Origin of the sequence: Prauserella aidingensis (assembly GCF_024171865.1) — a bacterium.
GTDB classification, from domain to species: domain Bacteria; phylum Actinomycetota; class Actinomycetes; order Mycobacteriales; family Pseudonocardiaceae; genus Prauserella; species Prauserella aidingensis.
The window spans coordinates 64,487-89,741 of sequence record NZ_JAMTCN010000008.1; the positions used below are offsets into that span (position 1 = coordinate 64,487).

Genomic DNA, 25,255 nt, shown 5'->3' on the forward strand with positions numbered 1-25,255 from the left:
AAAGGTTGAAAGTCGGGAAGGTGAGGATCATGCAGCGGATCGAGAACGGCATCTCCTCGGAGTTGCTCACCGGCGCGCAGTGGCGCAAGAGCCGGTACAGCGGCGCGATGGGCAACTGCGTCGAGGTGGCGCCCCTCGCCGGTGGCGACATCGCCATGCGGAACTCCCGTGATCCTCAGGGTCCGGCTCTCGTCTACACCCGCGCGGAGATCGAAGCCTTCGTCTCGGGCGTGAAGGACGGCGAGTTCGATGACATGCTCGCCTGAGCTGGCCCACAGCGAGGTCGAGGCGACCCTCGGCAGGCTCATCGCACGCGGCTACCGCTTCGTGCACCCCCGTGACGCCGACGGTGAGCTCGTGACCGTCGTCGGCGTGCGGATGCACGAGACCGTGGTCGACGTCGTCCGGCTCGACGCCGAGGACGACGTCACCGCCACCCGGATGCCCTACGACGAGCCGAACATCCTCGAGCCCAAGCAGATCCTCTGGCGGCGCAACGGCGACATGGACAGCGTGGTCGACGAGCTGCTGGAGCTCCCGGACGACGAGTACGCCGAGCCGGCGCCGTCGCACCGGATGGGCAAGGGCTGCTGGGTGCCGAACGGATCGGGCCGCGCGAAGTGGCTCCAGGCCACCGCCTGACCCTCGGCCGGAACGACAAATCCATACGACGAACCGACACGGACGCGGTGTCCGAGTGCGATCACGCCGAGCCCGCGTCCCGACACGGCCGGATTCTCCCGTCGTGTCCCCAGGTCGGCGCTCAGACCGTGGCGGTGCAGTGCACCTCCCCCCCTCGTCGCTGTGACGTCCGGTCTGAGCGCCATCTCACCCCGAACGGGCCGCCTCCGCGGACTAGACTGGAGGCGGCCCGTTCTCGTCCTCAGGGGAGCCCCTCGGTGCACAACGACAGGCACGACGACCTGCGCGACCACCACGAACCGTCGTCGGAGTCGATCACCGACCCCGCATCGGACCTCGAAACCGAACCCCGTGAGGAATGCGGTGTGTTCGGCGTGTGGGCTCCGGGGGAGGACGTCGCGAAGCTGACCTACTACGGGCTCTACGCGTTGCAGCACCGCGGCCAGGAGGCTGCGGGCATCTCGGCGGGAGACGGGCGCCACGTCGTGGTGTTCAAGGACCTCGGCCTCGTCAGCCAGGTGTTCGACGAGAAGTCGCTGTCGTCGCTGCAGGGGCACGTCGCCGTCGGGCACTGCCGCTACTCCACCACCGGCGGCGGCAGCTGGGAGAACGCCCAGCCGACGTTCCGCACCACCGGTGCGGGCACCGGCATCGCGCTCGGCCACAACGGCAACCTCGTCAACACCCACGAGTTGCACGAACGCGCCCGCGAACTCGGCGTCGTCAGCAAGAACGGCGCCACCACCGACTCGGACCTCATCTGCGGGCTGCTGGCGGCGACCGCCGCCGACAAGGGCATCGAGGTCGCCGCCGCCGAGCTGCTGCCGACGCTGCGCGGCGCGTTCTGCCTGACGTTCTCCGACGAGTCGACGCTGTACGCCGCACGCGACCCGCAGGGATTCCGCCCGCTCGTGCTCGGCCGCCTCGAGCGCGGCTGGGTCGCCGCGAGTGAGACCGCAGCACTCGACATCGTCGGCGCCTCGTTCGTCCGCGAGGTCGAGCCCGGTGAGCTCATCGCTATCGACGCCGACGGCATCCGCTCCACGCGGTTCGCCAGCCCCGAGCCCAAGGGCTGCATCTTCGAGTACGTCTACCTGGCGCGGCCCGACACGTCGATCTCCGGCCGCAGCGTCCACGCCACGCGCGTCGACATCGGCCGCAGGCTCGCCGACGAGTACCCCGCCGACGCCGACCTGGTCATTCCCGTGCCCGAATCCGGCACCCCCGCCGCGATCGGCTACGCCCAGGCGTCCGGCATCCCCTACGGGCAGGGCCTGGTCAAGAACAGCTACGTCGGCCGCACGTTCATCCAGCCGTCGCAGACGATTCGGCAACTCGGCATCCGGCTGAAGCTGAACCCGTTGCGCGACGTGATCCGCGGCAAGCGCCTCGTCGTGGTCGACGACTCGATCGTGCGCGGCAACACCCAGCGTGCGCTGGTTCGCATGCTGCGCGAATCGGGTGCCGTCGAGGTGCACGTACGGATCGCCTCGCCGCCGGTCCGCTGGCCGTGCTTCTACGGCATCGACTTCGCCTCGCGTGCCGAACTCGTCGCCAACGGCGCCGACCTCGACGGGATCCGCCGCGCCATCGGCGCCGATTCGCTCGGGTACGCGTCGGTGGACTCGCTCGTCGCGGCGGCCGAGCAGCCGCGCAACCGAGTGTGCGCGGCGTGCTTCGACGGCGAGTACCCCGTGGCCCTGCCCGACGAGGCGGTCATCGGCAAGCACATGCTCGAGAACCTCGGTGGGGCATCACGGGAACTGCCCGTCGTGGATGCGGGGTACGGTGCCGAGGACGCCGTCGGGCGTCCGTAGCTTTCTCGCCCCCAAGGGCACTTTGGTTGCATTCGGTGCGACCAAGGTGCCCCTGGGGGCACGCCGAGTCAGGTGGAGCCCCCGGGGCGTTGAGTGCCCCGAAGGTGCCCTTGGGGCATCGCGTGCCGCAGTAATGCCGAGTGAGGAGTCCGCGTCCCGATGAGCGAGTCTGGCCACGAGCCGGTCGTTGCCGACCCCGGTGCCGAGAAGGCAGGTGTCGAGAAGGCCGGTGCCGACAGCGCAGGCGCCGACAGCGCAGGCGCCGGAGGTGCCGGTGCGACGTATGCCGCGGCGGGCGTCGACATCGACGCGGGCGACGACGCCGTCGAGCTGCTGAAGCCCCACGCCGCGCGGGCGACCCGGCCGGAGGTCGTCGGCGGAGTCGGCGGCTTCGCCGGGCTGTTCTCGTTGAAGCTCGACCGCTGGAAGGAACCGCTGCTCGCGTCGTCGACCGACGGCGTGGGCACGAAGATCGCGGTCGCGCAGGCGCTCGACAAGCACGACACCGTCGGCATCGACCTGGTCGCGATGGTCGTCGACGACCTCGTCGTGACGGGTGCGGAGCCACTGTTCCTGCAGGACTACATCGCCGTCGGCAAGGTCGTCCCCGAGCGGATCGCCGCGCTCGTCGAGGGCATCTCCGAGGGCTGCGTCCAGGCGGGCTGCGCACTGTTGGGCGGGGAGACCGCCGAGCACCCCGGCATGATGGCCGAGCACGAGTACGACATCTCCGCGACCGGTGTCGGCGCGGTCGAGGCGGCCGACGTCCTCAGCCCCGACCGGGTACGTCCCGGCGACGCCGTCATCGCCATGGGCTCGTCCGGCCTGCACTCCAACGGCTACTCGCTGGCCAGGCACGTGCTGCTCGACAGCGCGCGGCTGCCACTGGAAGGGCACGTCGAGGAGCTCGGCCGCACCCTCGGTGAGGAACTGCTCGAACCGACGCGCATCTACGCCAAGGACTGCCTTGCGCTCGTCGCCGAGGCGGGCGTGCGCACGTTCGCGCACATCACGGGCGGCGGCCTCGAGGCGAACCTCGAGCGCGTGCTGCCGCAGGGCCTCGTCGCCCACCTCGACCGCGGGTCGTGGACGCCCGCGCCCGTGTTCGCGGTGATCCAGCAGCGCGGCAAGGTCGACCGCGCCGAGATGGAGAAGACGTTCAACATGGGCGTCGGCATGGTCGCCGTCGTCGCGGCCGAGGACGTCGACCGCGCGCTGGCCGTGCTCACCGCGCGGCACGTGCCCGCGTGGGTGCTCGGCGAGGTCAAGACGGCCGACGGCGACACCGCCGACGGGTCGCGCGCCGTGCTGTCCGGTGAACACCCGCGGTTCTGATCACCACCGGCCCGCGTCCCACCGTCGGCGCCGCGTCCGGAATCCGGTCGACACATCCCGGTGGGACGGGTCATCGTGGCTGACGTGAACGAGCTGCGTGTGACATCGGGCTTCGTCGTCCCCGAGGGGGAGCTGGCGGAGCGGTTCACGCGCGCCTCGGGCCCCGGCGGTCAAGGGGTCAACACGACGTCGTCGCGCGTCGAGTTGTCGTTCGACGTGGCGCGGTCGGCCGCGGTGCCGGAGTCGCTGCGGTCACGGCTGCTGGCCCGCCTCGACCGGCGGCTGGTCGACGGGGTGCTCACGGTCGTGGCCGCCGAGCACCGGGAGCAGCTCCGTAACCGGCAGGCCGCCCGGGAGCGGTTGGTGAACGTGCTGCGCGATGCGGCCGCGCCGCCGCCCACGCCACGCAAGCCGACGAAACCGACGCGGGGATCGAAGGAACGGCGGATCGCCGCGAAGAAACGCCGCTCGGACGTCAAACGCAACCGGCGCGCCCGCCACGACGACTGAACGGCCCGGCGCCACGTCGAGGATCCACAGTGCGACCGTGACGCCCGCCGTCGCGCCCGCCGTGTTCACCAGGACGTCGTCGACGGAGGCGACCCGCCCGATGCCGGCGACGTACTGCATCAGCTCGATGCCACACGACGCGACGAACGCCGACGCCGTGGTGCGGCGGGTGCTCCGCCACCACGTCCATCGCAGCGGCAGCAGCATCGCAGGCGGCAGCAGCAGCCCGAGGTTCGCGGCGACCTGCCACGCGGCCTCCCTGTCGGCGGCCACGGGCAGCAGATCCGTGCCGGGGACGACGTGAACCCGGCTTTCCCCGCCGTCGGAACCGTGACCAGCAGCAGTATCCAGCAGGTCACCACTGCGATCGCCGTGTCGAGAGTCGCCGTCGTGAACGCCCGCCACGCCGGAAGTCGGCGGCGCCTGCGGGAGAGGAGCATCAGCCACGCCGCCGACGCCGGAACCAACATCGTCAGGCCGACCGGAATGAGTCGGCCGAAATGGTGCAGCAAGAATTCCACGCGGCGGACCCCCTTGCTTTTCGCGTGCCACGAGAAGAATGGCAAAGTGAGCACGCGGGCGCACAGGGAGGGCCGTGGTGACGTTTTCGAACTTGCCGCAACCTCGACGTCGGTGGTATCGAGACCGCGATTTTCCGCAATTCCCGGGGTGGTGTTTCAGCGGTGCTTTCCCGGCATTAACAGGGTGTTCCCGGTGGTGAATCCGGCCGCGTCGGCCGCCATCCGTTCGTAGGTGGTCCGGCTGGGCGAATTCTTGTCGCCGTTTCGTGGTCGCCGGATGGTGGCATCGTCGATGCGTTCTCGGTGGCGACCGGAATATCCACGAAAGAGTGATCACGTCCGGTGGTGGCCGGTTCCGGCGGAATTATCCGAAATCGTTTCGGCTGCGCGCAGGCAGTCGGTGAGGACACGTTGCAGGTGGACGCCGCGGGCGGCGTCGCACTCGTGGCCGCGGACGCCCGTGTCGATGAGCGCCGCGAAGTCGTCGAGCAACGCCGTGTAGGCCTCGGCCGCACCGCGAGAGCGCGCGAGCGTCCGCAGCCCGTGCTCGCCGTAGACCGTGAACTCCGCCGCGGTCGGCTGCACGGGGACGCGGGTCGACATGCTGACCGTCGACGTCGCCCCTCCGGTGTGTGCGAGCACGATGTGCCACAGGTCGGCATCCGTCCGATGGGCGGCCACGACGTCGGTGACCGGCCCGAGGGCCGCGTCCATCAGGTCGATCACGTGTGGCCCGACGTCCACCAGCACGCCGTCGGTGGCGCGCCACCCGGCACCGCCGTACGTGTCGCCCAGCAGCGCCCCGGACAGCCACCGTGCGGCGCCTCCCGTCCAGCCGCCCGCCTCACGGATGCCGGCAAGCCACTCGCGGGTGTGCTGGGTGTAGCGCATCGTCAGCATCATCAGCGACGCCACACCCGCATCGCCGACCGCGGCGGCGACCCGCTCGGCCGTCTCGAGGTCACCGGCCAGCGGCTTCTCGAGGACGACGTGCTTACCCGCCCGTGCAGCCCGTTCCGCGAACCCGCCCTGCACCGACGGCGGGACCGCGAAGGCGACGGCGTCGACCCCGTCCAGCAGGTCGTCGAACGTGCCGGCCGCCCGCGCGCCGTGCTGGTCGGCGAGCTCGCGCGCCACCTCGGGACGTCGCGTCCAGACGGCTTCGAGTTTCGTCGCCGGATGGTCCGCCAGCCCCGGCGCGTGCACGGTCCGTGCCCACGGCCCACCGCCGACGAGGCCGACCCGCAGCTGCGTGTCGCTCATGCCCCGCAGCGTAGGACCCCCGGCGCCGACGCGGGCGGCCGGTGATCAGGACCGACCCCGCCCGGGACGCTCAGCTGTAGTCGTAGAACCCGCGGCCGGACTTCTTGCCCAGCATGCCGGCGTCGACCATGCGCATGAGCAGCGGCGGTGCCGCGTACGTCGGCTCCTTGTACTCGTCGTACATCGAGTCGGCGATGGCCTTGATCGTGTCCAGGCCGACCATGTCCGACAGCCGCAGCGGTCCCATCGGGTGGGCCGTGCCCTTCTCCATGCCCTCGTCGATGTCCTCGGCCGAGGCGAACCCGGCCTCGTACATGCGGATCGCCGACAACAGGTACGGCACGAGCAGTGCGTTGACGATGAAGCCGGCGCGGTCCTGGCAGTGGATCGCGGTCTTGCCGAGCGTGCCCGTGACGTGCGCCTCGGCGCGCGCCACGACGTCGTCGGCCGTGCGCACCGACGCCACCAGCTCCACGAGCGGCAGCACCGGGACCGGGTTGAAGAAGTGCACGCCGACGACGTGCTCCGGTCGCTGGGTCGCCATGCCCAGCTTCATGATCGGGATGGAGGACGTGTTCGAAGCCAGGATCGCGCCGTCACCGGTCACGACCTCGTCGAGCCTGCCGAACAGCTCCGTCTTGGCCTGCTCCTGCTCGAGGATGGCCTCGACGACGAAGTCACGGTCGGCGAACGCCTCGATGTCGGTGGTGAAGGTCAGCCGCCCGAGGGTCGCATCGACGTCGGCGTCGGCGATCTTGCCCGCCTTCGCCGCACGTTGCAGTGACTTCTCGATCTTGCTCTTCCCGGCGTCCAGCGCCGACTGGCTGACCTCGTTCACCACGACGTCCAGCCCTGCCCTCGCGTGTACCTCGGCGATACCCGAGCCCATCAGGCCCGCACCGACAACACCGATCCGCTGGATATCCGGCACGTTCTCTCCCTTGAGGTGTCATTGGGCACGCGGAATGCGGGGGTGGTCACCGATCGCTCGGTGCCACCCCCGCATTCGCCTGCGTCATCGACGGTAGTCGTCGTACCCGTCGTCGTACGGGTCTTCGTACCGCTCCTCGTCCTCATGGCCGTTCTGGTCCGAGGAGTTGCTCGACAGCTCTCGCTGAAGTGCCTCGAGGTCCGTGGTGGGAACGCTGTACTTGAGCTCCCGGGCCACTTTCGTCTGCTTGGCCTTAGCTCGGCCGCGCCCCATGGCTCGACCCCCTTGCGCAGGGGCGGGGCGGCCGGGGGAAATCGGCGGCCCCGCGTCGTCTCGACAACTATTTCCTAGAGGACACCGTACCGTGTCCCCCGGGCCGGACGCGACGTGGCGCGGTGTGCGAGACGCGACACCTATGAAGATCACCCTCGAACGGGCCAGCCGATGCCCGCGCCGGGTGGGCGACGTGCCAGGATTCCGGGGTGCTCCGACCCTTCGTCGCTTATCTGCGGGTTTACGAACCGCTCGTCGCCTTCGGTGAGCCGCCGGACGAGCGGCTGTCTCGTGCGGTCGAGGAGGCTGCACTGACGCGGCCCGATGCGAGCGAACGCGAGATGCTCATGTGGCTGAAGTCACAGGCCGGCGAGCAGCCGCGGATGCTGCCCAAGGAGCCGTCCTCGCTACCGGACGTGCTGGTGCTCGATCCGGCGGAGGTGCCGACCGAGGCGAGCGCCGAGGTCGGGCCGGGGCCGCTCGTCTGCCCGCTGGAGATCCGCCCGCGGTCGGCGGCGGCGCTCGTAGGGTTCCTGGGCGAGGCGCACCCGGCGCTGAAGGGCGTCGTCGTCGACGCGCTCGGGGCGCCGGAGGACCGGATCAAGTCGCGCGCCAACTCCGCGCTGCGCGACCTCCACGGCACGTCGATGCACGTGCTGTCCACCACGTGGACCGTGCCGCTGCCGTGGTTCTCGCTCGTCGACCCGCGGCAGTTCCGGCTCGAACTCGGCTCCGGCAGGGCCGACCCGAAGCGCGAACTGTCGTGGCGCGTACCGATGACCGACGCGTTGCGCCGGGTCGGTGAGGCCGAGGAGCTGGTCGGCAACGCGCTCGGCGAGGACGCGGGGCCGGTGCAGATCCTCAGCGAGACGCACCGGTGGCTGGCGAACTTCCACCCGGCGTCGGCCGTCGAGCTCGACTACGGCGGGCTGGTGCAGCTCGTCGACGACCTGACGCTCGAGTCGGACACCTCCGCCGACGAGGTGCACATGCTGCTCGAGGCGCTGCGCAACGGCGACGTCGACGAGGTCGGCGAGATCTTCCAGACGTTGCGCGACTACTGGGGCGAACTCGCCGCCCGCGAACGCTTCAACTGAGAGTGACGACCGCTACTGCAACGCGTCCGCCAGCGCTGTGGTGACGCGGAGTGAGCCGACGTCGCGGTCAGCTCCCGTGACGACGCCTGCACCGACCGCCATGCGGTCGACGGCCTCGCCGGTCGGCGTCTTGCCCAGCAGCCGCAACGCCTCGACCAGGATCGGTTCGCGGGCGCGCGCGTTGCCGTCGGCGATCTTCAGCGCCACCGCGGTGCCGTCGGCCAGCGCGAACGCGTGGACGCCTTCGGCGCCGCCCTTCATCAGCAGTCCGGGCACGGTCTCCATGAGCACCGTGTCCTCCCGGCCCGTGCCCGCGACCAGCCACGGATGCGCCCGCATGGCGTCGGCGATCCGCCGGGCGTCGCCGGATTCGGCCGTGACCAGCCGTCCGAAGGCGCGGGCCAGGCCGGTCAGCGAGTAGGCCAGCAGCGGGGCGCCGCACCCGTCGACGCCGGTCCACGCGATCGGTTCGCCTGCCACCTCCGACACGGTCTCGGCGATCGCACGCTGTAGTGGGTGCTCGGGGGCGGTGTACGTCGCGGTGGGCCGGCCCGCCGCGACACACGTCGACAGCATCCCCGCGTGCTTGCCGGAGCAGTTCATCGCGGCCCTGCGGCGTTCCGCGGCCGGCTTGCCACGCGGAGTGTCGGGTGGACAGTGCAGGGCCTCCTCGTCGAGGCCCGCCTTCTCCAGGAGTGTGAGCGCGCGCTCGACGTGCTCGGGTTCGCCGTTGTGCGACGCGCACACGAGCGCCAGGTCGTCGTCGGCCACGTCGAGTCCCGCCCGCAGCATGCCCAGCGCCTGCAACGGCTTGTTCGACGACCGCGGGTACACCGGCTCGGTGACGTCGCCGACCGCGGCGCGCACCGTGCCGTCGGGTGCGGTCACGACGAGACTGCCGTGGTGCACGCTCTCCACGAATCCGGAGCGCACCACTTCGACGAGTGCGGTCATGCGTTGTCGTCCTCGGCGGCGGGGGCGGAACGCTGGGAGTCGAGCAGTTCGTCGACCGACGCGGTGCCGTGGGCGTACCGACGGGCGATCTCGGCGTTGAACGTGTCGACGACGGCCTGCACCTCGCGGCGCCGTTGCGACACGGAACCCTCCTGCCTGCGGTACGAATCCAGCGTCTCGGTGAGCTGGTCGTCGGACAGCGACACGACGTCCGACAGGGTCGCGTCGCCGACGAGCGCCTCGGCCGCGCGGCGGTACTCACCTGCCCGCGTCGGCTCGAGCGTCTGGTGCCTGCCCGAACCGGTCGCGGGCCCGAGCGCGTTGTCGGCCAGGATCGCGGTGAGGCGGGCGACGACGTCCTCGCCACCGGGGTCGTCGGAGGTGCGCCGTAGCTGCTCCGCCTTGACGATGTCGATGCGCGCGTGCAGCAGTCTGCGCAGGTAGGAGAGGTCGGTCTCCTCCTGGGCGGCCTCGTCCCGCCGCTCCCGCAACGTCGGCAGCGGCAGTGCCTCCGGTTCGCTCGCGTAACCGGGTGCGAGGACGCGGTCGATACGACGTCGCCCGCCGGGCCGGACTTCGATCACGGGTTCATCCTGCTCTACGTCGTCGATCTGGACCAGAGGCGCCGCGCCTCCGGGAAGTCGGGAGATGATGTCACCCTCGCAGCTTCTGCACGGCCTCGCGTCCCGGCGCGGCGCCCTCCTCGGGTACCGAGTCCGGGTCGATGGCCGCCTGCGGTCGCTCGTCGCCGGACCCCGTGATCAACTCAGCGTCCACCGGGGTGGACCGCTTCACCAGCGCCAACGCGATCGGTCCGAGCTCGTGGTGCTGGGCGACGCTGCCGACCCTGCCCACGGTGCGGTCGCCCCGCAGCACCGGGTCGCCCGTCTCCGGGTAGACCTCCATCGATCCGTCCAGGTGCAGCAGCACCATGTTGCGTGGCGGCCTGCCGACGTTGAACACCTTCGCGACCGTCTCCTGGCCGCGGTAGCAGCCCTTCGCGACGTGGGCCGCAGACCCGATCCAGCCGACCTCGTGCGGAATGGTGCGGTCGTCGGTGTCGACGCCCACGCGCGCCCGTTGGGACTCCACGCGCAGCGCGTCGAACGCCCACGAGCCCGCCGGCCGCGCACCCGCGTCCGTGAGGCGCTTCCAGACGTCGACGAGCTCGGCGCGCGGGACGAGGAGGTCGATCGCGTGCGGCGCGGGCCACGGCATGCGGCGTGCGAACCCGCCACCCGGGAGCGCGGCGATCGCGTACGGCTCGGCGGGCAGCGCCACGGGCGTGTCGCCACCGAGTGCGGTGAGCGTCTGCTCGGCGTCGGGGCCGAGGAGCGTCAGCACGGCGTACTCGCCCGTCGCATCGCGAATGTCGACGTCCGACCAGAACTTCATGGCCTGCAGGTAGTCGATCAGCGTCTGCTTGCCGCCGTTCGGCATGGCGCTCGTGGCGTGGGAGTCCGGGTCGGTGTCGAGGTGGACGACGTCGCCGGTGTAGCCGACGACCATGTGCGCGTCGATGTGGCCGTGGGCGTCGAGCACGAGCGCCTCGGTGCCGGTCTCGGCGGGCAGCTCGGAGACGTGCTGGGACAACACGAGGTGCAGCCACGACAGCCGTTCCGGACCGCCGACGGTGATCACGTGCCGGTGCGACCGGTCGACGACGGCCACGCCGCGCGTGGCGGTGCGCTGCTCGGCGAACGGATCACCCCAGTGCCACGGCACACCCGCCTCCGGGTGGTCGTCGGGTGCCGAGACGGCGCCGGGCAGTTCGGACAGGGGCGAGGAGTACGTCATACCGCGATCGTATGTCGGTGGCCGCGCCGATGGTCGGTAGCGTTCGTCGGCCCGCTCGGTACGGTGAACCCATGCGCGTCCTCGCTTTCCTCGACGGCACCTTCGCCGACCCCGATCAGGCCCACATCCGCATCGACGACCTGGGCCTGATGCGTGGTGACGGCATCTTCGAGACGATCCTCGTCACGAACGGCGTGCCGCGAGAGCTGGACGCACACCTCGACCGGTTCGCCCGGTCGGCGGCGAAGATGGACATGGCGCCGCCGGACCGCGAGGCGTGGGAACGCGTCATCGGCATGGTGATCGACAACTGGCCTGCCGACGTGGAGCTCGCGCTGAAGATCGTGCTGACGCGCGGGATCGACGGTGACCCGGACGAGAAGCCGACGGCGTTCGCGTACGGCGCGGAGATCGCGGAGTCGACGAAGAAGGCGCGGCGCGACGGTATCGGCGTGGTCACGTTGAACCGCGGGTTCGAGGCGGACCTGATGGAGCGTGCGCCGTGGCTGCTGCTGGGTGCGAAGACGTTGTCGTACTCGGTGAACATGGCGGCGCAGCGGGAGGCGCGCCGGCGCGGGGCCGAGGACGTCATCTTCACCAGTATCGAGGGCTACGTGCTGGAGGGTCCGACGTCGAACGTCGTCCTCGCGCGCGGCGGGACGCTGTACACGCCGCCGCCGACGAACGGCATCCTGCCCGGTACGACGCAGGGCGACGTGTTCCGCGCGGCGGAGCGGGCCGGTTGGAAGACCGAGGTCACCCAGCTCAAGGTCGACGAGCTCGCCGAAGGGGACGCCCTGATGTTGGCGTCGTCGGTACGCAAGCTGACGCGGGTGCACACGCTCGACGACGTCCGGCTGGCCGACGACCCGGCCGTGTCGATCCACGCCGAGCTGGCGAAGGCGTACGACGCCCAGTACGAGTGAGCGCCTCGCCCAGCTGCGCCCTTCTCGTGGCGCGAGTGGGCGACCGCGACCACGCTGAGTCATCGCAGCGCGGCGGTCGAACGCCCCCAAGGGCACATTGGTGGCACTCAACGCCACCAAGGTGCCCTTGGGGCACCTCAGGCGGCGCGAAGATTGGGCTGAACGGGTGTCGCTCGGAGGTGTGGCCCGGAGGGTGACGGCGGAGGTGTGAGCCTCAGCCGACGACGCGTTCGAGGACCAGGGAGACGTGCGGGGTCTTCGGGTGGCCCATCATGGCGCGCTCCTCGACGTAGCCGAGGTTGCCGCTGCCGTCGGGCATGATCCCGTACAGCCGTTCGGCGGCCGTGACCTCCTTGGCCGTCTGCGACCGGACGACGGCGTCGGTGGCGAGCTGCCACGCGGACTGCCCGCGGGTATGCCCGTAGAACAGCTCGATGATGCCGGAGGAGTGCGACAGCACGAGTTCGATCGTGTCGTCGGCCTGCGGGCGCCAGAAGCCGGTCTCGCGTGCGGCGGGGCGGATGATGTTGCCGTCGGCGTCGAGCAGCCAGGACCGTGCTTCGTGGTACAGGAACGGGCGGCCGTCGTGGGCGATGGTGAGCTGCTGCGCGACGCGCGCGGGCTCGTCCATCGTCGGGTAGTTGACCTCACCCTCGCCGCGCCACACGCCGATCAGCGGCAGCAGTGCGAGGCACGCGTCGTTGAGGTCGGCGCCCTCCCGCAGGTTGGCCGTGTCGCCGGGGATCGGCAGATCGTCCAGCTGCGGGATGTTGCGGTGGGCCGTCTTCTGGGCGCGTTGCGCTGCGGCCTCGATGGCCTCGTCGCCGCTCGACATCGGAGTAAGCCTTACTCAGCGTTGGTGACGGGTGCTGTGCTGACGAACCGTGCCCACTCAGCTGTCGGTGTACAGCCGGTAGACGACGTAGCCCGCGAACCACGTCGAGGCGACGATGGCCAGGATCAGCAGCGTCGTAAACAGAATCTCCACGCGCGGAAGGATAGCGCCCACGCCCCGGTTCGCCCGAGTCCCGGTGCCGCCTCGTGAGCACGGTCACCGGTCCGGGTGCCCGTCGGCGGCGCGTTCAGGTCCTCATCGGTGCAGGTCACCCACGAGGTCATCGACGACGATCTCCTCCTCGACCGCTTTCCCGGTGGTGGTCATGGTCTCGGCCAACGCCGGGTCCCACACGGCCTCGATCCGCCTACCGGTCAACGGATGCCCGTACGAGGGAGCGACGTTGTAGTCGGTCGCATCGAACCGCCAGGAACGGATCGGAAGTGTGGTGAACAGGCGGTTGGCGATCTGGATCCCCGCCCAGTCGAAATCGCCGTGGTAGGCCAGTGGTGCGCCTGCCTCGTGGAGGAGACGCAGCAGGTGGAGGGTTGCGGCACTCGGCTGTCCATTGGTGCAGACCAGGGGACGGGTTCCTGTGCCCAACCGGTCGGCGGCGGCCGACACGATCGCCGGGTTCTCACAGATCAGCACCGGCTCGGAGCTCAGCCGCGGCGGGTGATTCACCAGCTGACGCAACGTCAGCACCGCAGGCTCTCCTGCGGACGCTCCTGCGGCGAGAGCCCGGCCCGTCGGGGAGCCGTCGTCCCCGGGGAACCCGAGAACGAGCACGGTGCTCGACACGTCATCCTTCAACAGACCGACGGCGCCCCACACCGCCCGTTGCCAGGCCGCTCCGGATCCATCGGGTGTGTCACCGAGGACTCGGGCCGCGCCGAAGGCCAGCGTCGCGAGCGGCCGGCCGGGATCGAGCGCGTGCGAGCTGCCGACCGTCCGTGCTGCGAACGTCCCGAGGTGCTCGCCGTCGGAGGGAAGTGACGAGACGACACGTGCGAGGTCGGCGAGTACGGGGCCGGCTTGGTGCGGCTCGCTCAGGAGTCTGCGGACCAGGCCGCTTTGCCGGACTCCTTCGCACCACGCAGTGAGCTCCTCGTTGCCCGAAACGGCCTCCTCGAGCGGTGCGAACGCCTCCTGCCAGGCGCGTTCCCGGGCCGCGTCGGCAGCCGCCCGACGTTCGACCGGGCCGGTGAGGGTCTCGATCGCGCAGGCGAGGCCCTCCTCGCAGACTCCCGATCGGCGTAGCACCTCGTCGACATCAGCCAACCGCACGCTCACGGTCCTGCCGGATGTGACCGGCTTGCCCAACAGACGCGCGATCGCCGCCCGCTGGGGCCCGGTCGGTTCGGTCAAGGTCACCGTGCCGGTGAGCGACCCGCCGCGTTCGAGTCGCGCGCGGACCCGCGTACGGAGCCAAGCGAGTTCGGGGCCGCCGAGAAGTCGCTCCAGTCGCGTGGACGCCTCGGTCACGCGTCGACCCTGCTGCGTTCGTGGCCGTCCCAGTTCCAGTTCGTGACCAGGACCGCGTCGATCCCGTCCCGGCGCGACAGCTGCGAGATGCCCAGCCCTGGCACTTCCGGGTAGCAGCCCCATTCGCGTTCGCTGGTCATGACGACGTCGAGGTCGAACGCGGCGAGTAGCCCCAGGTATTTCGCCCGTGCGTTGTCGTCGACGCCCGCGAAGGCCTCGTCGAGAGTGACGAGGCGCGGGGCGTGGGGATTGCCTGCCGACCTGTAGTGCGCCGCTGCCGCGGCGAACAACGGGACGCTGGCTGCAAGGACCTTCTCGCCTCCTGACGCGGGGCCGTCGGCGGGGCGCCAAGCTCCGTTCTGGTGGATCTCGATCTTGAACTGGTGCCAGTTCCGATAGTCGAGGGCCGTGGTCAAGTGTTCGTACCAGGTGCCTCCGGCTTCTCGGGAGCGAACTTCGTTGATCTGCGCCTGCAGGAACTCGCCTACGGCCGCTCGGTCGTCTTCGGACCAGGCGTCGGCGCTCTGCCTGAGGAGGCGCCGCCGAGCCTCTTCCAGGCCGGCGGGCCCGTGGTTGTGCGGTTGCCACACCAGCCGCAGCGTCATCCCCGTACTCGTGGGCCGAGCTCGGAGCTCCTCGTTCATGTCCTTCACCCGTAGGTCGGCCTCGCTGATCAGCTCCTGCAGCGTGCTCGCGACCTCGTTTATGAGGTGTGTCTCCAGGATTTCCCGTTCCTGTTCGTTGAGCAGCCGCTCGCGGTCGCTGACCTCCGTAGTGAGCGCTTCGGCCAGTTCGGGCACGGTTATGGCCCGGCCTGCGAATTCGATCGCCACGACGAAACCGTCGTCGTGGACGTCGGCGGAGGCCCGGTTGTTGTATCGCGACAGCGTGTCCTGGAGGGTCTTGAACTCGTCGTTGACCTTCCGCTGTGCCCGGTCCCAGGCCGCGTCGGTGACGTCGATGTCAGGCAGTGCCGAGAGTGTCCTCCGCGCCAGGGCCACGGCCGGGTTCGGTAGCCAGGGAATCGTGACGTCGGCGACTTCGACCTCGGGTAATGCCACGGTCAGCAGGCCGGTCGCCGCGAACTTGCGGAACCGCTCGACCGCCTCGTCGCGCTCGGCGGTCCGCTCGTGCTGGGCGCGTTCGAGTTCCTCCCGTTTGCCGTCGGCCTTTCCGCGGTCGGCGACGGCCTTTTCCTTGGCCTTCTCCGCCTCGTTGCGTTCGGCGTTGTTGCTGCGCAAACGTTGCCGCGTCTCCGTGAGCTTGTGCTCGATGTCCCGTACCGTCGAGCCGACGGCTTCCTGCAGGGTGCGGAGCGTCTCGGCGGCGGCCTCGGCCTTGGCCTCCGCTTCGGTTGCCTGCTGCGCACGCTTCTCGGCGGTTGCGCGTGCCTCCGAGAGTTGTTCGGCGGCTTCCGCGGCGTTCCGCCGGGCGGTTCGCAGGGCGCGCACCGCGGGCCACAGGACAGCCGTCGACGTGCGGTACTCGCCCAACGCCTCGCGCACGTCGGCCACGGCGGACCTGTCCGCGGGCAGGTCGACGTCGGTCGCGCCCTCCTCCAAGGCGCTGCGAGCCTCCTGCGCTGCCTGTTGGGCCGCCGCGTGCGCCTCGGCCGCCCGGCCCTGCGCCTCCCGTGCGCGGGCGAGGTCCTCGTCCAGGGTCGTGATCCGGAGGTGGCACCGCCGCAGTTCGTCGTCGGACGGCACGCCGGCGATCTCCTGTTCGAGTATGTCGCGTCGGCCGGTGATCGCCTCTCGCTGCTGAGCGATGGTGGTCAACTCGTCGGTGACGAGTTCCCGCGCGGCAGCCAGTTCTTGCAGGCGCGCTCGCCGTGCCGCCTCGCGCGCTCCCCTGCCGATGTAGGTGGCGGCCGGCTTGTTCCAGTTGCCGCGCAAGACACCGATGCGGAATTCCCCGTTCGTGTCGACCCAGGTCTGGCCGCTCTCTCCCATCCCGATGCTCGTGAGCAGCGCCGCGACGGTGTCGTCACCGACCGTCGACGCGTGGTCGTCGGTGCGGTCGACGGCAGGCTCGAGCGCCGTCCCGAGGTGGTGGGCAACCGGCGTGGTCGGGGTCAGCAGCACGTCGCCACCGGTGTCGACCAGGTCGCCGGATGGCATGACCCAGCCGTCGAGGATGCCCGACGCTTCAAGGGCAGCTTCGATTCCGGCGCGGTCCGCCGGGCTGACGTCGTCGGTGAAGTCGACGAGCTGCCACAACGGCGCGCCTGGTTTGTCGCTCCGCGCGGCACCGCTCCGGGTGTGGGGAACGGGTGGTGCGCTGTTCTCGCCCCGCCGCAGACCGTCGGCCTCGTCGTCGACCTCCCGCAGCCGGGTCTCCGCAGCGCGTTCCCGTTCGCGCAGCTCCGCCAGGGTTCGGGCGAACCCTTCGGAGGCGAGTCGGCCGGCGTCGCGTACCTCGGCCGCCACCGGATTCGGGCCGTCGAGCGTCGCGACCCACTGCTCGAGCGCGGACGTACTCGCGGCAAGATCGCGAACCCGGAGCTCGACAGCCTGCTCGAGATGGGTGCGGGTCGCCGCGACGAGCTCGGCGCCGCAGTCGTCGAGTTTTTGCTGCGCAGCCGTCTTTCGGTCCGTGAAACCCTGGAGTTCGCGGTCGGCTCTGTCCCGTTCCCCGCCTGCTGCGGTGACCGCGCGCATCGCGTCGTCGACGTCGTCCAACAGGCTGCCGACGTGTTTGGCGGCCGCGAGCTGCCGATCGTGGACGCGCTGCGCCTCGTGTTCCAGCGCGTGGACGTCCGGGTCGCCGTCCAGTAGCCGGTCCACCCGGTCGGCGTGGTCGGCCGTGACGCGTGCGGCTGCTGCGGCCTCGGAAGCCGTGGTGCGCTGGGCGGCTATCGATTCCGCTGCCTGCTCTGCTTCGGCGTGCTTGTCGTCGGCGCGGCGTTGCCATTCGTCCAGTCGCCGGGTGGCGGCCCGCCGGTCCTCGACCGTTTGCCACGCTCGTTCCGCCAGCTTCTCCGACTCGTCGGCGGCTTCGTGGAGCTTGCGCGCCGTGGGGTCCTCCTGCAGTTCCTGCTCCCGCGCCTCCAGCTTGCTCCGTTCCGTCGCGAGCGCATCGAGCGCCTCACCAGCCCGTTCGATGTCGAGCTCGGCGGTGGCCAGCTGATCGTGGACGGCCTTGAGGTCGCGCCCGTTCTGTTCGTGGTTCGCGTTCGCGGTGCTCAACGACTTCGCTCTGCGGTGAGCCGCGATCCGTGCGTACAGCCGGTAGTGCTCCAGAAAGCCGTGGGCGGCGTCGCGTCCCTCTGTCATGATGCGGAGCGTTTCCCTGTCGTCCTCCAGGCTGCGGAACGCCTCGGCCACATCGCGGATCAGTGCCTCGTCGACCGGCGGCAGAGCTTCGGTGAGTGCCGCGGACAGCGCCTTCTGACTCGGGCTTTTCGACAACTGCGGCTGGCGGAGCTGGACAAGCAGATCGACGAGGGCGTTGTAACGCTGGTCGCCGAGGGAGAAGAGCGCTTCATCGACGGCGCGCCGGTAGTCCCGCGCACGGTCGTAGACGTTGCCCCGGCCCTGCGTTTCGATCGCTTCCGCGAGACGTTCCCGTGGCAGGGCCGTGCCGGTCGCGTCGATAAGGGTGAGCTCGTCGCCGACCCGCTGGTCCGTGACGAAATACCAGTGCCGCGCGATCCCTCTGCCTTGCACGGCTTTGAGGCCGCAGCCGATCGTGCGGTAGACGGGGGTGCCGTCGTCGCCGATCCGGCCGAACTCCAGCCACGTGTAGCCGAGCCGTTCGGGATACGGGTGTCCACCGCCGAGGAGCAGGTTCCACTCCATGCGCTTCTGGGCGTCGGCATCCGGTTCGACCCTCTGGGGCCGCAGATCGCCATCGAGGAGGAACGGCAGGGTCAGGGCGAGCACCTTCGACTTGCCGGTGCCGTTGTTGCCGCGCAACAGCAGCCGCCCGTCGTGGAACGGGAACTCTTCGGAGTCGTAGTAGAAGAGGTCGACCAACCCGGCGCGCAGCGGTTGCCAGCGTTGGCGTTGTGGCGAGGGCAGGGTCACAGCAGCTCCTGTTGCTCGGCCGTTCGCGGTGCTGTCACGGCATAGCGCGCGAGCGCGGGAAGCCCGGTGACGGCGTCGTCGACGCGATAGATCATGCGTAGCGCTTCGAGACGGCTCAGGGTAGCCTCGGTAAGCGCCACTTCTGCTCCGGGTTCGGTCGCGTTCCTCCGCCAGTAGGACTTGTGGGCGATGGCCTGCTCGCGGACGAACGCATGCAGCGTTTCGATGTCGAACACTGCGCCGACGTGCTCCGCAAGCCGTTGCGCGATCAGCAGGGTTGCATGTCCCTCGGTTCCGGTTTCCGGCATCTTGACGTCCGCGAGGTCGTCGGCGGGGTCCACCATCGCGATTCCCTCGGCGCGGATCTCGGCCACCAGGCCCGTCAACTCGGTGATACGGGCGGTGAGCGCCGCACGTTGGCCGTTGAGGTATGCCCGCTCCGTGTCGTCGAGATCGTCGTAGTACAGCACGGGATCGTCGAGGAGCCGCCGGGTGAGCCGGTGCCGGATACGCTGGTTCTGCAGATCGTTGGTCGTCGGTGGCGTTTCACGGGTGAGCTCCTCGATCCGCGATTCGAACGATTCGGCGCGGACCGTCGACGGTCCGCGCGGAGCCGCCAGCATCGTGGCGAGGACATGCCGTTCGACGTCGTAGAGAACATCGCCGGTGTTCTTCAGGAAGGCATCCTCGTCTCCGGAGACCTTGCGCAGAATGCCGAAGTCCAACAGCAGGCGCACGATGGCGACGAGATCGGACCGTTCGTCCCGGCTGTCCAATGTGAACACGATGCCTGTGGCGGTCAGCGTCGGATCGGCCGCGTTGAGGACGACCCGCTCCGCGAGTCGTCCCAAGGTCACCTGGTCGTCTCCACGGTCGAGCGCCTCGAGTGCGAGACACGTGAGGACGTATCGGCGACGCCCGAAGGGCTGTCGTGTTCTCGGGTCGCGCGCGGGGTAGGTGGGGTCGTCCGACGTGGCCGCGCGTTTGACCAGCCGAGCTACCTCGGCGTCGATGTGCAGCTGCCATCCCGTGTTGCGGTCGAACCACTCGCGCAGCTCGCGTGAATACTGGCGGACCAGCGTGAACCGGTCGTCCTTCGCGCGCAGCAGCGGGTTGCGCAGGAGGGCACGTGCCGCCCTGCGCCGGTCGTCGGCACGGGAAGCCGACAGCGCGTCGGTGAGGCCGGTCACCGCGTCTCCGTCCCGGCGTCGGCGGTGAGGTCGGTGATGTCCACGACGTGGTCGGGTCCGCTGAACACGCCGTGCGGGGTGGGGATCTCCGCGACCGATCCGTCGTCGAGCTGGGTGAGCCGGATGCGCATGGTGCCGTCCGCCGTCGTCGCGTCGACGGTCTTCCTGTCCGGGCCACGAGCCGCGAGTGCGTCGCCGAGCAGGGTGAGGAACAGCTGGAACGCGGCCGGGTCGAGTCGGCCGACCTCGGCGAGGCGCACCGGGCCGCCGGTGGCGAGTGCGGCTCGGGCGGCCGCCGTCTCGGCGGCTTCCTGTGCGGCCAGTTCGGCCAGGTGCCTGCGGGATTCCGACCGGTCGAGCACGCGGTTCGGCCTGCCTCGGCGCTCGTATGCGCCGGTCTTGCGCAGGTGGGGACTGATCTCGAGTGGCGGTGCGTCCGCCCACGACGTCGATGCGGCGACGGTGTCGTCGATACCACCAGGTCCGGTGCTCAGATGCCGTGACGACGACAGGCCGAACGCCGCGCGCCACAGGCGGTGCAGATCCTCGGTCCACGGCGCTTCGGCGAACCACAGCGCGAGAGTGCGGAAGTCGGCAGAGCGGTCCGAACGTCCACTGCGACGTGCGTTGAACGCCTGCACGACCTGAAGCAGCTGGGGGATGGCGGCACGCGCCCGCTCGCGCAGCAGTCGCGCCTGGCTGGGACGTGCGGAGTCGCTGAGGAACCAGCCGCGGAAGCCGGCCCAACGCTGGCTCCACAGCGCCACTCCGCGCTCGAACTCGCGTTGCTGCGGGGCGTCGTCCGTCGACCTCCCGGGGGCTGCGTCCTCGGCGTCGCGGTGCGCCGCGATGCCGAGGAGACGGTGCACGTCAGCGGCCTCCAGCTCGGTCACCAGCCGGGCGATCTCGCTGCCCGTTCCCGCGAGGTCCTTGATGAACCGCTCAAGGTACTCGATGAGCCGGTCCTTGTATGCGGCGAAGGCGTCGATGTCGGCGTCGTGCAGGTCGATCGTGCGCTGGAGGGAGCTCATGAAGGCCTGTGCGTTGTCCGCCAGATCGGTGAATCGTGCCACGAGAGAGCGGAGCGAGAGGTCCACCTTCGCAGGATCGGGATCGCGGTTTCCGGCGAGCTCGAGGAGCGCTTTCAGCTGAGTGGCGATGTCCGTAAGGGCGACGGCCTGGAGGGCCCCGCGGTTGCCGAGCGCTTCGTCGTAGGCGGTCAGCGCTTGTTCGGCGGCCTCGCCCTCGGGCGTCAGCTGGTACAGGAAACGTGCGCGGTGGAACTCTTCCACTGTCGTGACTCGGCTCGTGTCGGGATCCGCGCGAAGGTTCCCCCATTTGACCAGACCGCCGAGTGCGTCCGTGACGCTCTCGTACTCGCGGCCGGTCTCCCGCTGTACGTCCTCGGGGCGCAGGTGCACGGTGAACCGCTGTTTCGCCACCACAAAGGCTTTCATGACGTCGCGGTAGAGCTCGGCGTTGGGCGCGTTGAGGTGCGCGAACGGGCCGTAGTCCGACGTCATGGGCACCTCCCTGCCTAGTGCTTCCGCCAGGCTACGCAGGACCACCGACACTGTAGGTTTCCGTAGCTGTTGTCAGCCGCTCCTGCGCCACGCGGGTCTCACGCCGAGTCCCTCCGGAGATGGTCGAGGATCGCGGCGGTCGCCCACGGGGCGAAGTCGCCGTGTGGCCAGCCGCAGACGGTCACCAGGTGGTCGTAGGCGTCGTGCGAGGTGAGCAGTCCGATGGTGTCGGCGAGGCGCTCGCGCGACGTCGCGTCCCGGCTCGGCAGCACGCCCGCGTTCTCGAACGTCTCGAGCCAGGTGGCGATCTCCCGCCTGCGCGTCGCGGCGAGTTCCGCCCGCGCGGCGGCCACCGTCGCGTCCGACATCGCGGCTGCGGTGAACGCCCGCCAGATGCCCAGCGAGTCGCGCAGCCCGTCGGCCAACCGGGCCGTCGCCGTGGCCAGCGCTCCGGCGAGGTCGGCCTCGCCGCTCGGGAAGCCGCCGACGAGTGCCGTGACGTCGACGGCATCCGGGTCGCCCGCGAGTCCGGTGCGGAACGCGGCCAGCAGCAGGTCGGCCTTGCGTCCGGTCTGCGTCACGGTCTCGAGGCCGACGCCCGCCTCGGTGGCGATCCGCCGGATGCTCGTGCCCGCGTAGCCGTGGTCGGCGAACAGCCTGCCTGCCGTGGCGATCACGTGTGCGCGGGTGCGTTCGGCGCGTTCCTGCCGCACCCGGGACCGGTAGCGACGACGGGGGCGCCGCGACTCGTCGGATTCGTCGAAGTCGGCTACCATCACAATTAGACGATACAGCGTATCGGCGAAATGTCGCCGGTCAGGCCCCCGGGGGCACCTTGGTTGCATCGAACGCAGCCAGGGTGCCCCCGGGGCACACAGTCCGCGGAGAGGGGAACGGTCATGGCTTCCGTACTCGTGTGCGTACAGCCGGCGCGGGGGCACGTCGGCCCGACGAAACCCGTCGTCGCCGCGCTGCTCGAGGCGGGACACGACGTCGCCGTCGTGACCGGCGCCCGCTACGAGCGGGCGTTCGCCGACCTCGGCGCCGACGTGACCGTGCTCGACGACGAGGTCGACTTCGACGAGACCGACCTGAACGGCTCGGTCCCCGGCAGGGAGCGGCTGAGCGGACCGAAGCTGGGCCGGTTCGACCTGGAGCGGTTCGCGGACGCGATGCCGGCGCAGCTCCGGGCGGTCGGTCGGGTGCTGGCGCGCGGCGTCGACGTCGTGGTGTGCGATCCCCTGTTCGCCGCAGGCATGGCGCTCGCGTTCCGCCGGGGCGCACCGAGGGTCCTCGTGCTGGGGTTCGTGCCACTGACCGCACCGATGCCGTACCGCCCCGCACCCCGCGGTGTCGCCGAACGACTGCAGGGTGCGGCGTTGCGGCGATTCATGCGCTGGATGACCGCACCGGCGAGGCAGACGGCGCGGCGGCACGTCCGCGAACTCGTCGGCGCCGACACGGGGTTGTCGTTCATGGACTGGCCGATGCGCAGCGACGGCGTGCTGCAGTTGACGTGCCCCGGTTTCGAATACCCGCGGGAGCTGCCCACACCGGTGCACTTCGTCGGCCCGACGACCACGAGCAGCGCCGGCGAACATCCGCTGCCGGAGTGGTGGGACGAGCTGGCCGGGTCTCGGCCGATCGTCCACGTGACGCAGGGGACCGTCGCCAACGGCGACCTCGGGCGCCTCGTCGATCCGGCCGTCGAAGCGCTCGCCGACGACGACGTGCTCGTGGTCGTCACGACCGGCGGCACCGCGCCGGGTGTCGACCCGCTGCCCGCCAACGTGCGCGTGGCCGACTTCCTGCCGTACGACGAACTGCTGCCGCGTTGCGACCTGATGATCAGCAACGGCGGTTACGGCGGCGTCAACCACGCGCTGCGCCACGGCGTCCCGCTGGTCGTCGTCGGCGCGAGTGAGGACAAGTCGGAGGTGGCGGAGCGGGTCACGTGGTCGGGTGCGGGCCTGGGGTACGCGCGGGGTTCGCTGCCGGTGCCGAAATTGCGGTCGGCCGCCCGGCGGGTGCTGGGCGACCCGGCGTACCGGCGTCGCGCGGGCGAGCTGGCCGCCGAGATCGCCGCGGGCCCGACGCTCGACGACGTGGTGAAACTGATCGTCGACGGCTGAGAACGGCCTGCGACCGCACGCCGCGTGCGGCCCGGCCGCACGCCGGTGCGGTCAGTCGTCGCGGCGGCCCGGTGTGACGAGGCCCGTCTCGTAGGCCAGCGCGACGAGTTGCGAGCGGTCGCGGGCGTCGAGCTTGGTGAGCAGCCTCCCCACGTGCGTGCGCGCGGTCGCCGGGCTCATGAACAGCCGTTCGGCGATCTCCCCGTTGGAGCGGCCCGTGCCGACCTCGGCCAACACCTCGCGTTCCCGCTCGGTCAGCGCGGCCAGTCGTTCGCCCGAGACGGGTGCGGGGCCGTCCGCCGCCGCCCGCATGACGCGCCGGGTGACGGCCGGGGACAACAGGGCGTCACCCCGCGCGACGATCCGCACCGCCTCGCGCAGTTCGTCCGGGGTCGCGTCCTTGAGGAGGAATCCCGCAGCACCGGCGCGGATCGCCTGGAGGATGTTCTCGTCGGTGTCGAACGTGGTGAGCACGACGACCTGCACCGCGCGCAGGTCCGGGTCGGCGACGATGCGCCGCGTGGCGTCGAGTCCGTCGGCTCCGGGCATGCGGATGTCCATGAGCACCACGTCGGGGCGCTCCGAGGTCACGAGCGCGACGCCGCTGTCGGCGTCGCCTGCCTCGCCTGCCACCTCGATGTCGTCGGCGCGCTCGAGCAGCGTGCGCAGGCCCGCGCGGATGAGGTGCTGATCGTCGACGACCGCGACGCGAATCATGAGCCGCCTCGCAGTGGTATCCGCGCCGTCACGTCGAAACCCTCTCCCGGTTCGGTCCGTATCCGCAGGGTGCCGCCGAGTAGTGTGAGGCGTTCGCGCATGCCGGTGATGCCCCAGCCGCCTGCGGGATCCGCCGGGGACGCGCCGCGGCCGTCGTCGCTCACCCGCACCGTCACGGCGTCGTCGCCGTAGCCCACGTCGATGACGGCCGAGGTGGCGCCGGCGTGCCGCAATACGTTGCTCAACGCCTCCTGCACGACACGATAGGCCGTCACGTCCGAGACGACCGGCAGCGCGTGCGGGGTGCCGGTGGTGCGGACGTCGACGTGCAGTCCACCGGCCGTGGCGGTGTCGACGAGCTCGCCGAGCCGGTTCAGCCCGGGGCGCGTGTCGGCAGCCGTGTCGTGGCTCGAGCCGTCCTGGGGACTGCGGAGCGCGTCGACGGTCGCCCGCAGTTCGCGGCCCGCATCGCGGCAGGCCGTGCGCGCCGCGGTGAGCGATCGTTCGGCCGTGGCGGTGTCGTCGTGGAGCGTCTCCCGCGCGACGTCGGTGTGCAGCGAGATCACGGACACGGTGTGTGCCAGCAGGTCGTGCAGATCGCGGGCGATGCGCACGCGTTCCTGTTCGATCCGGCGTTCCGCCTCGGCCTCCTGTTCCAGCGCGGCCGCGGCGGCCTGTCTGTCCAATTCGGCTCGCCAGCCGCGCCGGGACCGCACGCTGTCGCCGAGCGCGATCACGGCGATCATGAGCGCCGCCGAGGTCGGAGCCTCGAGGCCCAGCACGTACGACAGGTCGTCGCCCTCGGTCAACCGCACGGCAGTGGACACCACGAGCAGTGCCAGCGCCGTGCCGCACGCCCAGTAGAGCCGGCCGCACTCGGCCGCGGAGTACAGCGCCGCCGCGACGGGCACGGCCAACCCGATGGGCGGGTAGGACAGCATGTAGTAGCCGAGCAGCGCCGTGGCCGTGACGACCAGTACCGCGACGGGGAAGCGGCGGCGCAGCAGCATCAACGCACCGAAGAGCGCGCCGAACGCGTAGGCGGCCGGGCTGGCCGTGCCGTCACCGCCGACGTTCGCCGTGACGGCCGTACCCACGACGATCAGTACGACCATACCGAGTGCGGTGTCGATCAGGAGATTCCTGCGGTCGTCCGGCGGTGCGGGTTCGCCATGCGGTTCGACGCTGCGCGGTTCGATACCGCCCTCCCGTCCGATGGCGCCGTGTGGTCCGATGTGGATCATCTCCCGGTTTCGCCCGGCCTCGCTGCACCCGGCCT

Annotated in this window: 23 protein-coding genes and 1 pseudogene; 9 read left to right on the plus strand and 15 right to left on the minus strand. The window is 70.6% G+C overall.

The annotated features are described in order from the left end of the window. Window positions 1-29: 29 nt before the first annotated feature. The 5 genes from LY13_RS11295 to arfB all read left to right on the plus strand — a co-directional run bounded on the left by LY13_RS11295 (window position 30) and on the right by arfB (window position 4,304). Entirely contained in the window at window positions 30-266 is a 237-nt protein-coding gene (locus LY13_RS11295) for a DUF397 domain-containing protein (RefSeq protein WP_301298801.1), read from the plus strand. Next, window positions 250-642: a hypothetical protein gene (locus LY13_RS11300; protein ID WP_253828311.1), complete on the plus strand. Its 393-nt coding sequence runs from the start codon at window positions 250-252 to the stop codon at window positions 640-642. Before LY13_RS11295 ends, LY13_RS11300 begins: the two co-directional genes overlap by 17 nt. A gap of 314 nt (window positions 643-956) precedes the next feature. Then, window positions 957-2,459: an amidophosphoribosyltransferase gene (gene purF / locus LY13_RS11305; RefSeq protein ID WP_253828448.1), complete on the plus strand. Its 1,503-nt coding sequence runs from the start codon at window positions 957-959 to the stop codon at window positions 2,457-2,459. A gap of 159 nt (window positions 2,460-2,618) precedes the next feature. Beyond that, complete coding sequence (gene purM, locus LY13_RS11310; protein ID WP_253828312.1) at window positions 2,619-3,794, plus strand: phosphoribosylformylglycinamidine cyclo-ligase; 1,176 nt, start codon at window positions 2,619-2,621, stop codon at window positions 3,792-3,794. Between the two features lie 84 nt (window positions 3,795-3,878). Further along, window positions 3,879-4,304, plus strand: a complete 426-nt coding sequence (gene arfB / locus LY13_RS11315) for an alternative ribosome rescue aminoacyl-tRNA hydrolase ArfB (protein ID WP_253828313.1) — start codon at window positions 3,879-3,881, stop codon at window positions 4,302-4,304. A gap of 84 nt (window positions 4,305-4,388) precedes the next feature. On the opposite strand, the pseudogene LY13_RS11320 reads toward arfB, so the two are convergent. Further along, window positions 4,389-4,511 (minus strand): annotated as a pseudogene (locus LY13_RS11320) (VanZ family protein); the annotation flags it as partial. A 123-nt stretch (window positions 4,512-4,634) separates the two neighbouring features. On the opposite strand from LY13_RS11320, the gene LY13_RS11325 reads away from it, so the two are divergent. Further along, window positions 4,635-5,057, plus strand: a complete 423-nt coding sequence (locus tag LY13_RS11325; RefSeq protein WP_253828458.1) for a hypothetical protein — start codon at window positions 4,635-4,637, stop codon at window positions 5,055-5,057. A 101-nt stretch (window positions 5,058-5,158) separates the two neighbouring features. Here LY13_RS11325 and LY13_RS11330 read toward each other — a convergent pair whose 3' ends face one another. The 3 genes from LY13_RS11330 to LY13_RS11340 all read right to left on the minus strand — a co-directional run bounded on the left by LY13_RS11330 (window position 5,159) and on the right by LY13_RS11340 (window position 7,292). Beyond that, entirely contained in the window at window positions 5,159-6,088 is a 930-nt protein-coding gene (locus LY13_RS11330; protein WP_253828314.1) for a Gfo/Idh/MocA family protein, read from the minus strand. Window positions 6,089-6,158: 70 nt separating this feature from the next. Beyond that, window positions 6,159-7,019 carry a 3-hydroxybutyryl-CoA dehydrogenase gene (locus LY13_RS11335; protein ID WP_253828315.1) on the minus strand — a complete coding sequence of 287 codons (861 nt, stop codon included), beginning with the start codon at window positions 7,017-7,019 and terminating at the stop codon, window positions 6,159-6,161. Window positions 7,020-7,103: 84 nt separating this feature from the next. After that, the gene (locus tag LY13_RS11340; RefSeq protein WP_183648247.1) at window positions 7,104-7,292 is read right to left on the minus strand and encodes a DUF3073 domain-containing protein; all 189 of its coding nucleotides are present in this window, start codon (window positions 7,290-7,292) and stop codon (window positions 7,104-7,106) included. Window positions 7,293-7,501: 209 nt separating this feature from the next. Between LY13_RS11340 and LY13_RS11345 the strand changes: the two genes are divergently transcribed. Continuing rightward, window positions 7,502-8,389 (plus strand): DUF8083 family protein, encoded by an 888-nt coding sequence (locus LY13_RS11345; RefSeq protein WP_253828316.1) that lies wholly within the window; start codon window positions 7,502-7,504, stop codon window positions 8,387-8,389. Window positions 8,390-8,401: 12 nt separating this feature from the next. Here the strand turns inward: LY13_RS11345 and LY13_RS11350 are convergent, their stop codons facing one another. From LY13_RS11350 to ygfZ, 3 genes are all read right to left on the minus strand, one after another. After that, window positions 8,402-9,343 (minus strand): asparaginase, encoded by a 942-nt coding sequence (locus LY13_RS11350; protein ID WP_253828317.1) that lies wholly within the window; start codon window positions 9,341-9,343, stop codon window positions 8,402-8,404. Then, the gene (locus LY13_RS11355) at window positions 9,340-9,927 is read right to left on the minus strand and encodes an RsiG family protein (RefSeq protein WP_253828318.1); all 588 of its coding nucleotides are present in this window, start codon (window positions 9,925-9,927) and stop codon (window positions 9,340-9,342) included. Before LY13_RS11355 ends, LY13_RS11350 begins: the two co-directional genes overlap by 4 nt. 70 nt (window positions 9,928-9,997) lie before the next feature. Beyond that, a complete protein-coding gene (ygfZ, locus tag LY13_RS11360; protein ID WP_253828319.1) occupies window positions 9,998-11,140 on the minus strand; it encodes a CAF17-like 4Fe-4S cluster assembly/insertion protein YgfZ in 1,143 nt (380 codons plus the stop codon). A 71-nt stretch (window positions 11,141-11,211) separates the two neighbouring features. Between ygfZ and LY13_RS11365 the strand changes: the two genes are divergently transcribed. Further along, entirely contained in the window at window positions 11,212-12,066 is an 855-nt protein-coding gene (locus LY13_RS11365; protein ID WP_253828320.1) for an aminodeoxychorismate lyase, read from the plus strand. 214 nt (window positions 12,067-12,280) lie between these two features. Here LY13_RS11365 and LY13_RS11370 read toward each other — a convergent pair whose 3' ends face one another. The 6 genes from LY13_RS11370 to LY13_RS11395 form a co-directional block, all read right to left on the minus strand. Continuing rightward, complete coding sequence (locus tag LY13_RS11370; RefSeq protein WP_253828321.1) at window positions 12,281-12,901, minus strand: heme-binding beta-barrel domain-containing protein; 621 nt, start codon at window positions 12,899-12,901, stop codon at window positions 12,281-12,283. A gap of 255 nt (window positions 12,902-13,156) precedes the next feature. Continuing rightward, window positions 13,157-14,386, minus strand: coding sequence for a TIGR02679 family protein (locus LY13_RS11375; protein ID WP_253828322.1), 1,230 nt, complete (start codon window positions 14,384-14,386; stop codon window positions 13,157-13,159). Then, window positions 14,383-18,414 carry a TIGR02680 family protein gene (locus LY13_RS11380; RefSeq protein WP_253828323.1) on the minus strand — a complete coding sequence of 1,344 codons (4,032 nt, stop codon included), beginning with the start codon at window positions 18,412-18,414 and terminating at the stop codon, window positions 14,383-14,385. Before LY13_RS11380 ends, LY13_RS11375 begins: the two co-directional genes overlap by 4 nt. Beyond that, on the minus strand, window positions 18,411-19,604 hold the full coding sequence (locus LY13_RS11385) for a TIGR02678 family protein (protein ID WP_253828324.1): 1,194 nt from the start codon (window positions 19,602-19,604) through the stop codon (window positions 18,411-18,413). The genes LY13_RS11380 and LY13_RS11385 overlap by 4 nt, the downstream gene beginning before the upstream one ends. Continuing rightward, window positions 19,601-21,127: a TIGR02677 family protein gene (locus LY13_RS11390; protein WP_253828325.1), complete on the minus strand. Its 1,527-nt coding sequence runs from the start codon at window positions 21,125-21,127 to the stop codon at window positions 19,601-19,603. Before LY13_RS11390 ends, LY13_RS11385 begins: the two co-directional genes overlap by 4 nt. Window positions 21,128-21,225: 98 nt before the next feature. After that, complete coding sequence (locus tag LY13_RS11395; protein ID WP_253828449.1) at window positions 21,226-21,903, minus strand: TetR/AcrR family transcriptional regulator; 678 nt, start codon at window positions 21,901-21,903, stop codon at window positions 21,226-21,228. A gap of 123 nt (window positions 21,904-22,026) precedes the next feature. On the opposite strand from LY13_RS11395, the gene LY13_RS11400 reads away from it, so the two are divergent. Beyond that, window positions 22,027-23,259 carry a glycosyltransferase gene (locus LY13_RS11400; protein WP_253828326.1) on the plus strand — a complete coding sequence of 411 codons (1,233 nt, stop codon included), beginning with the start codon at window positions 22,027-22,029 and terminating at the stop codon, window positions 23,257-23,259. Between the two features lie 51 nt (window positions 23,260-23,310). Here LY13_RS11400 and LY13_RS11405 read toward each other — a convergent pair whose 3' ends face one another. Both LY13_RS11405 and LY13_RS11410 read right to left on the minus strand, forming a co-directional pair. After that, entirely contained in the window at window positions 23,311-23,976 is a 666-nt protein-coding gene (locus LY13_RS11405) for a response regulator transcription factor (protein WP_253828327.1), read from the minus strand. Beyond that, on the minus strand, window positions 23,973-25,220 hold the full coding sequence (locus LY13_RS11410) for a sensor histidine kinase (RefSeq protein ID WP_253828328.1): 1,248 nt from the start codon (window positions 25,218-25,220) through the stop codon (window positions 23,973-23,975). Before LY13_RS11410 ends, LY13_RS11405 begins: the two co-directional genes overlap by 4 nt. Window positions 25,221-25,255 lie beyond the last annotated feature (35 nt).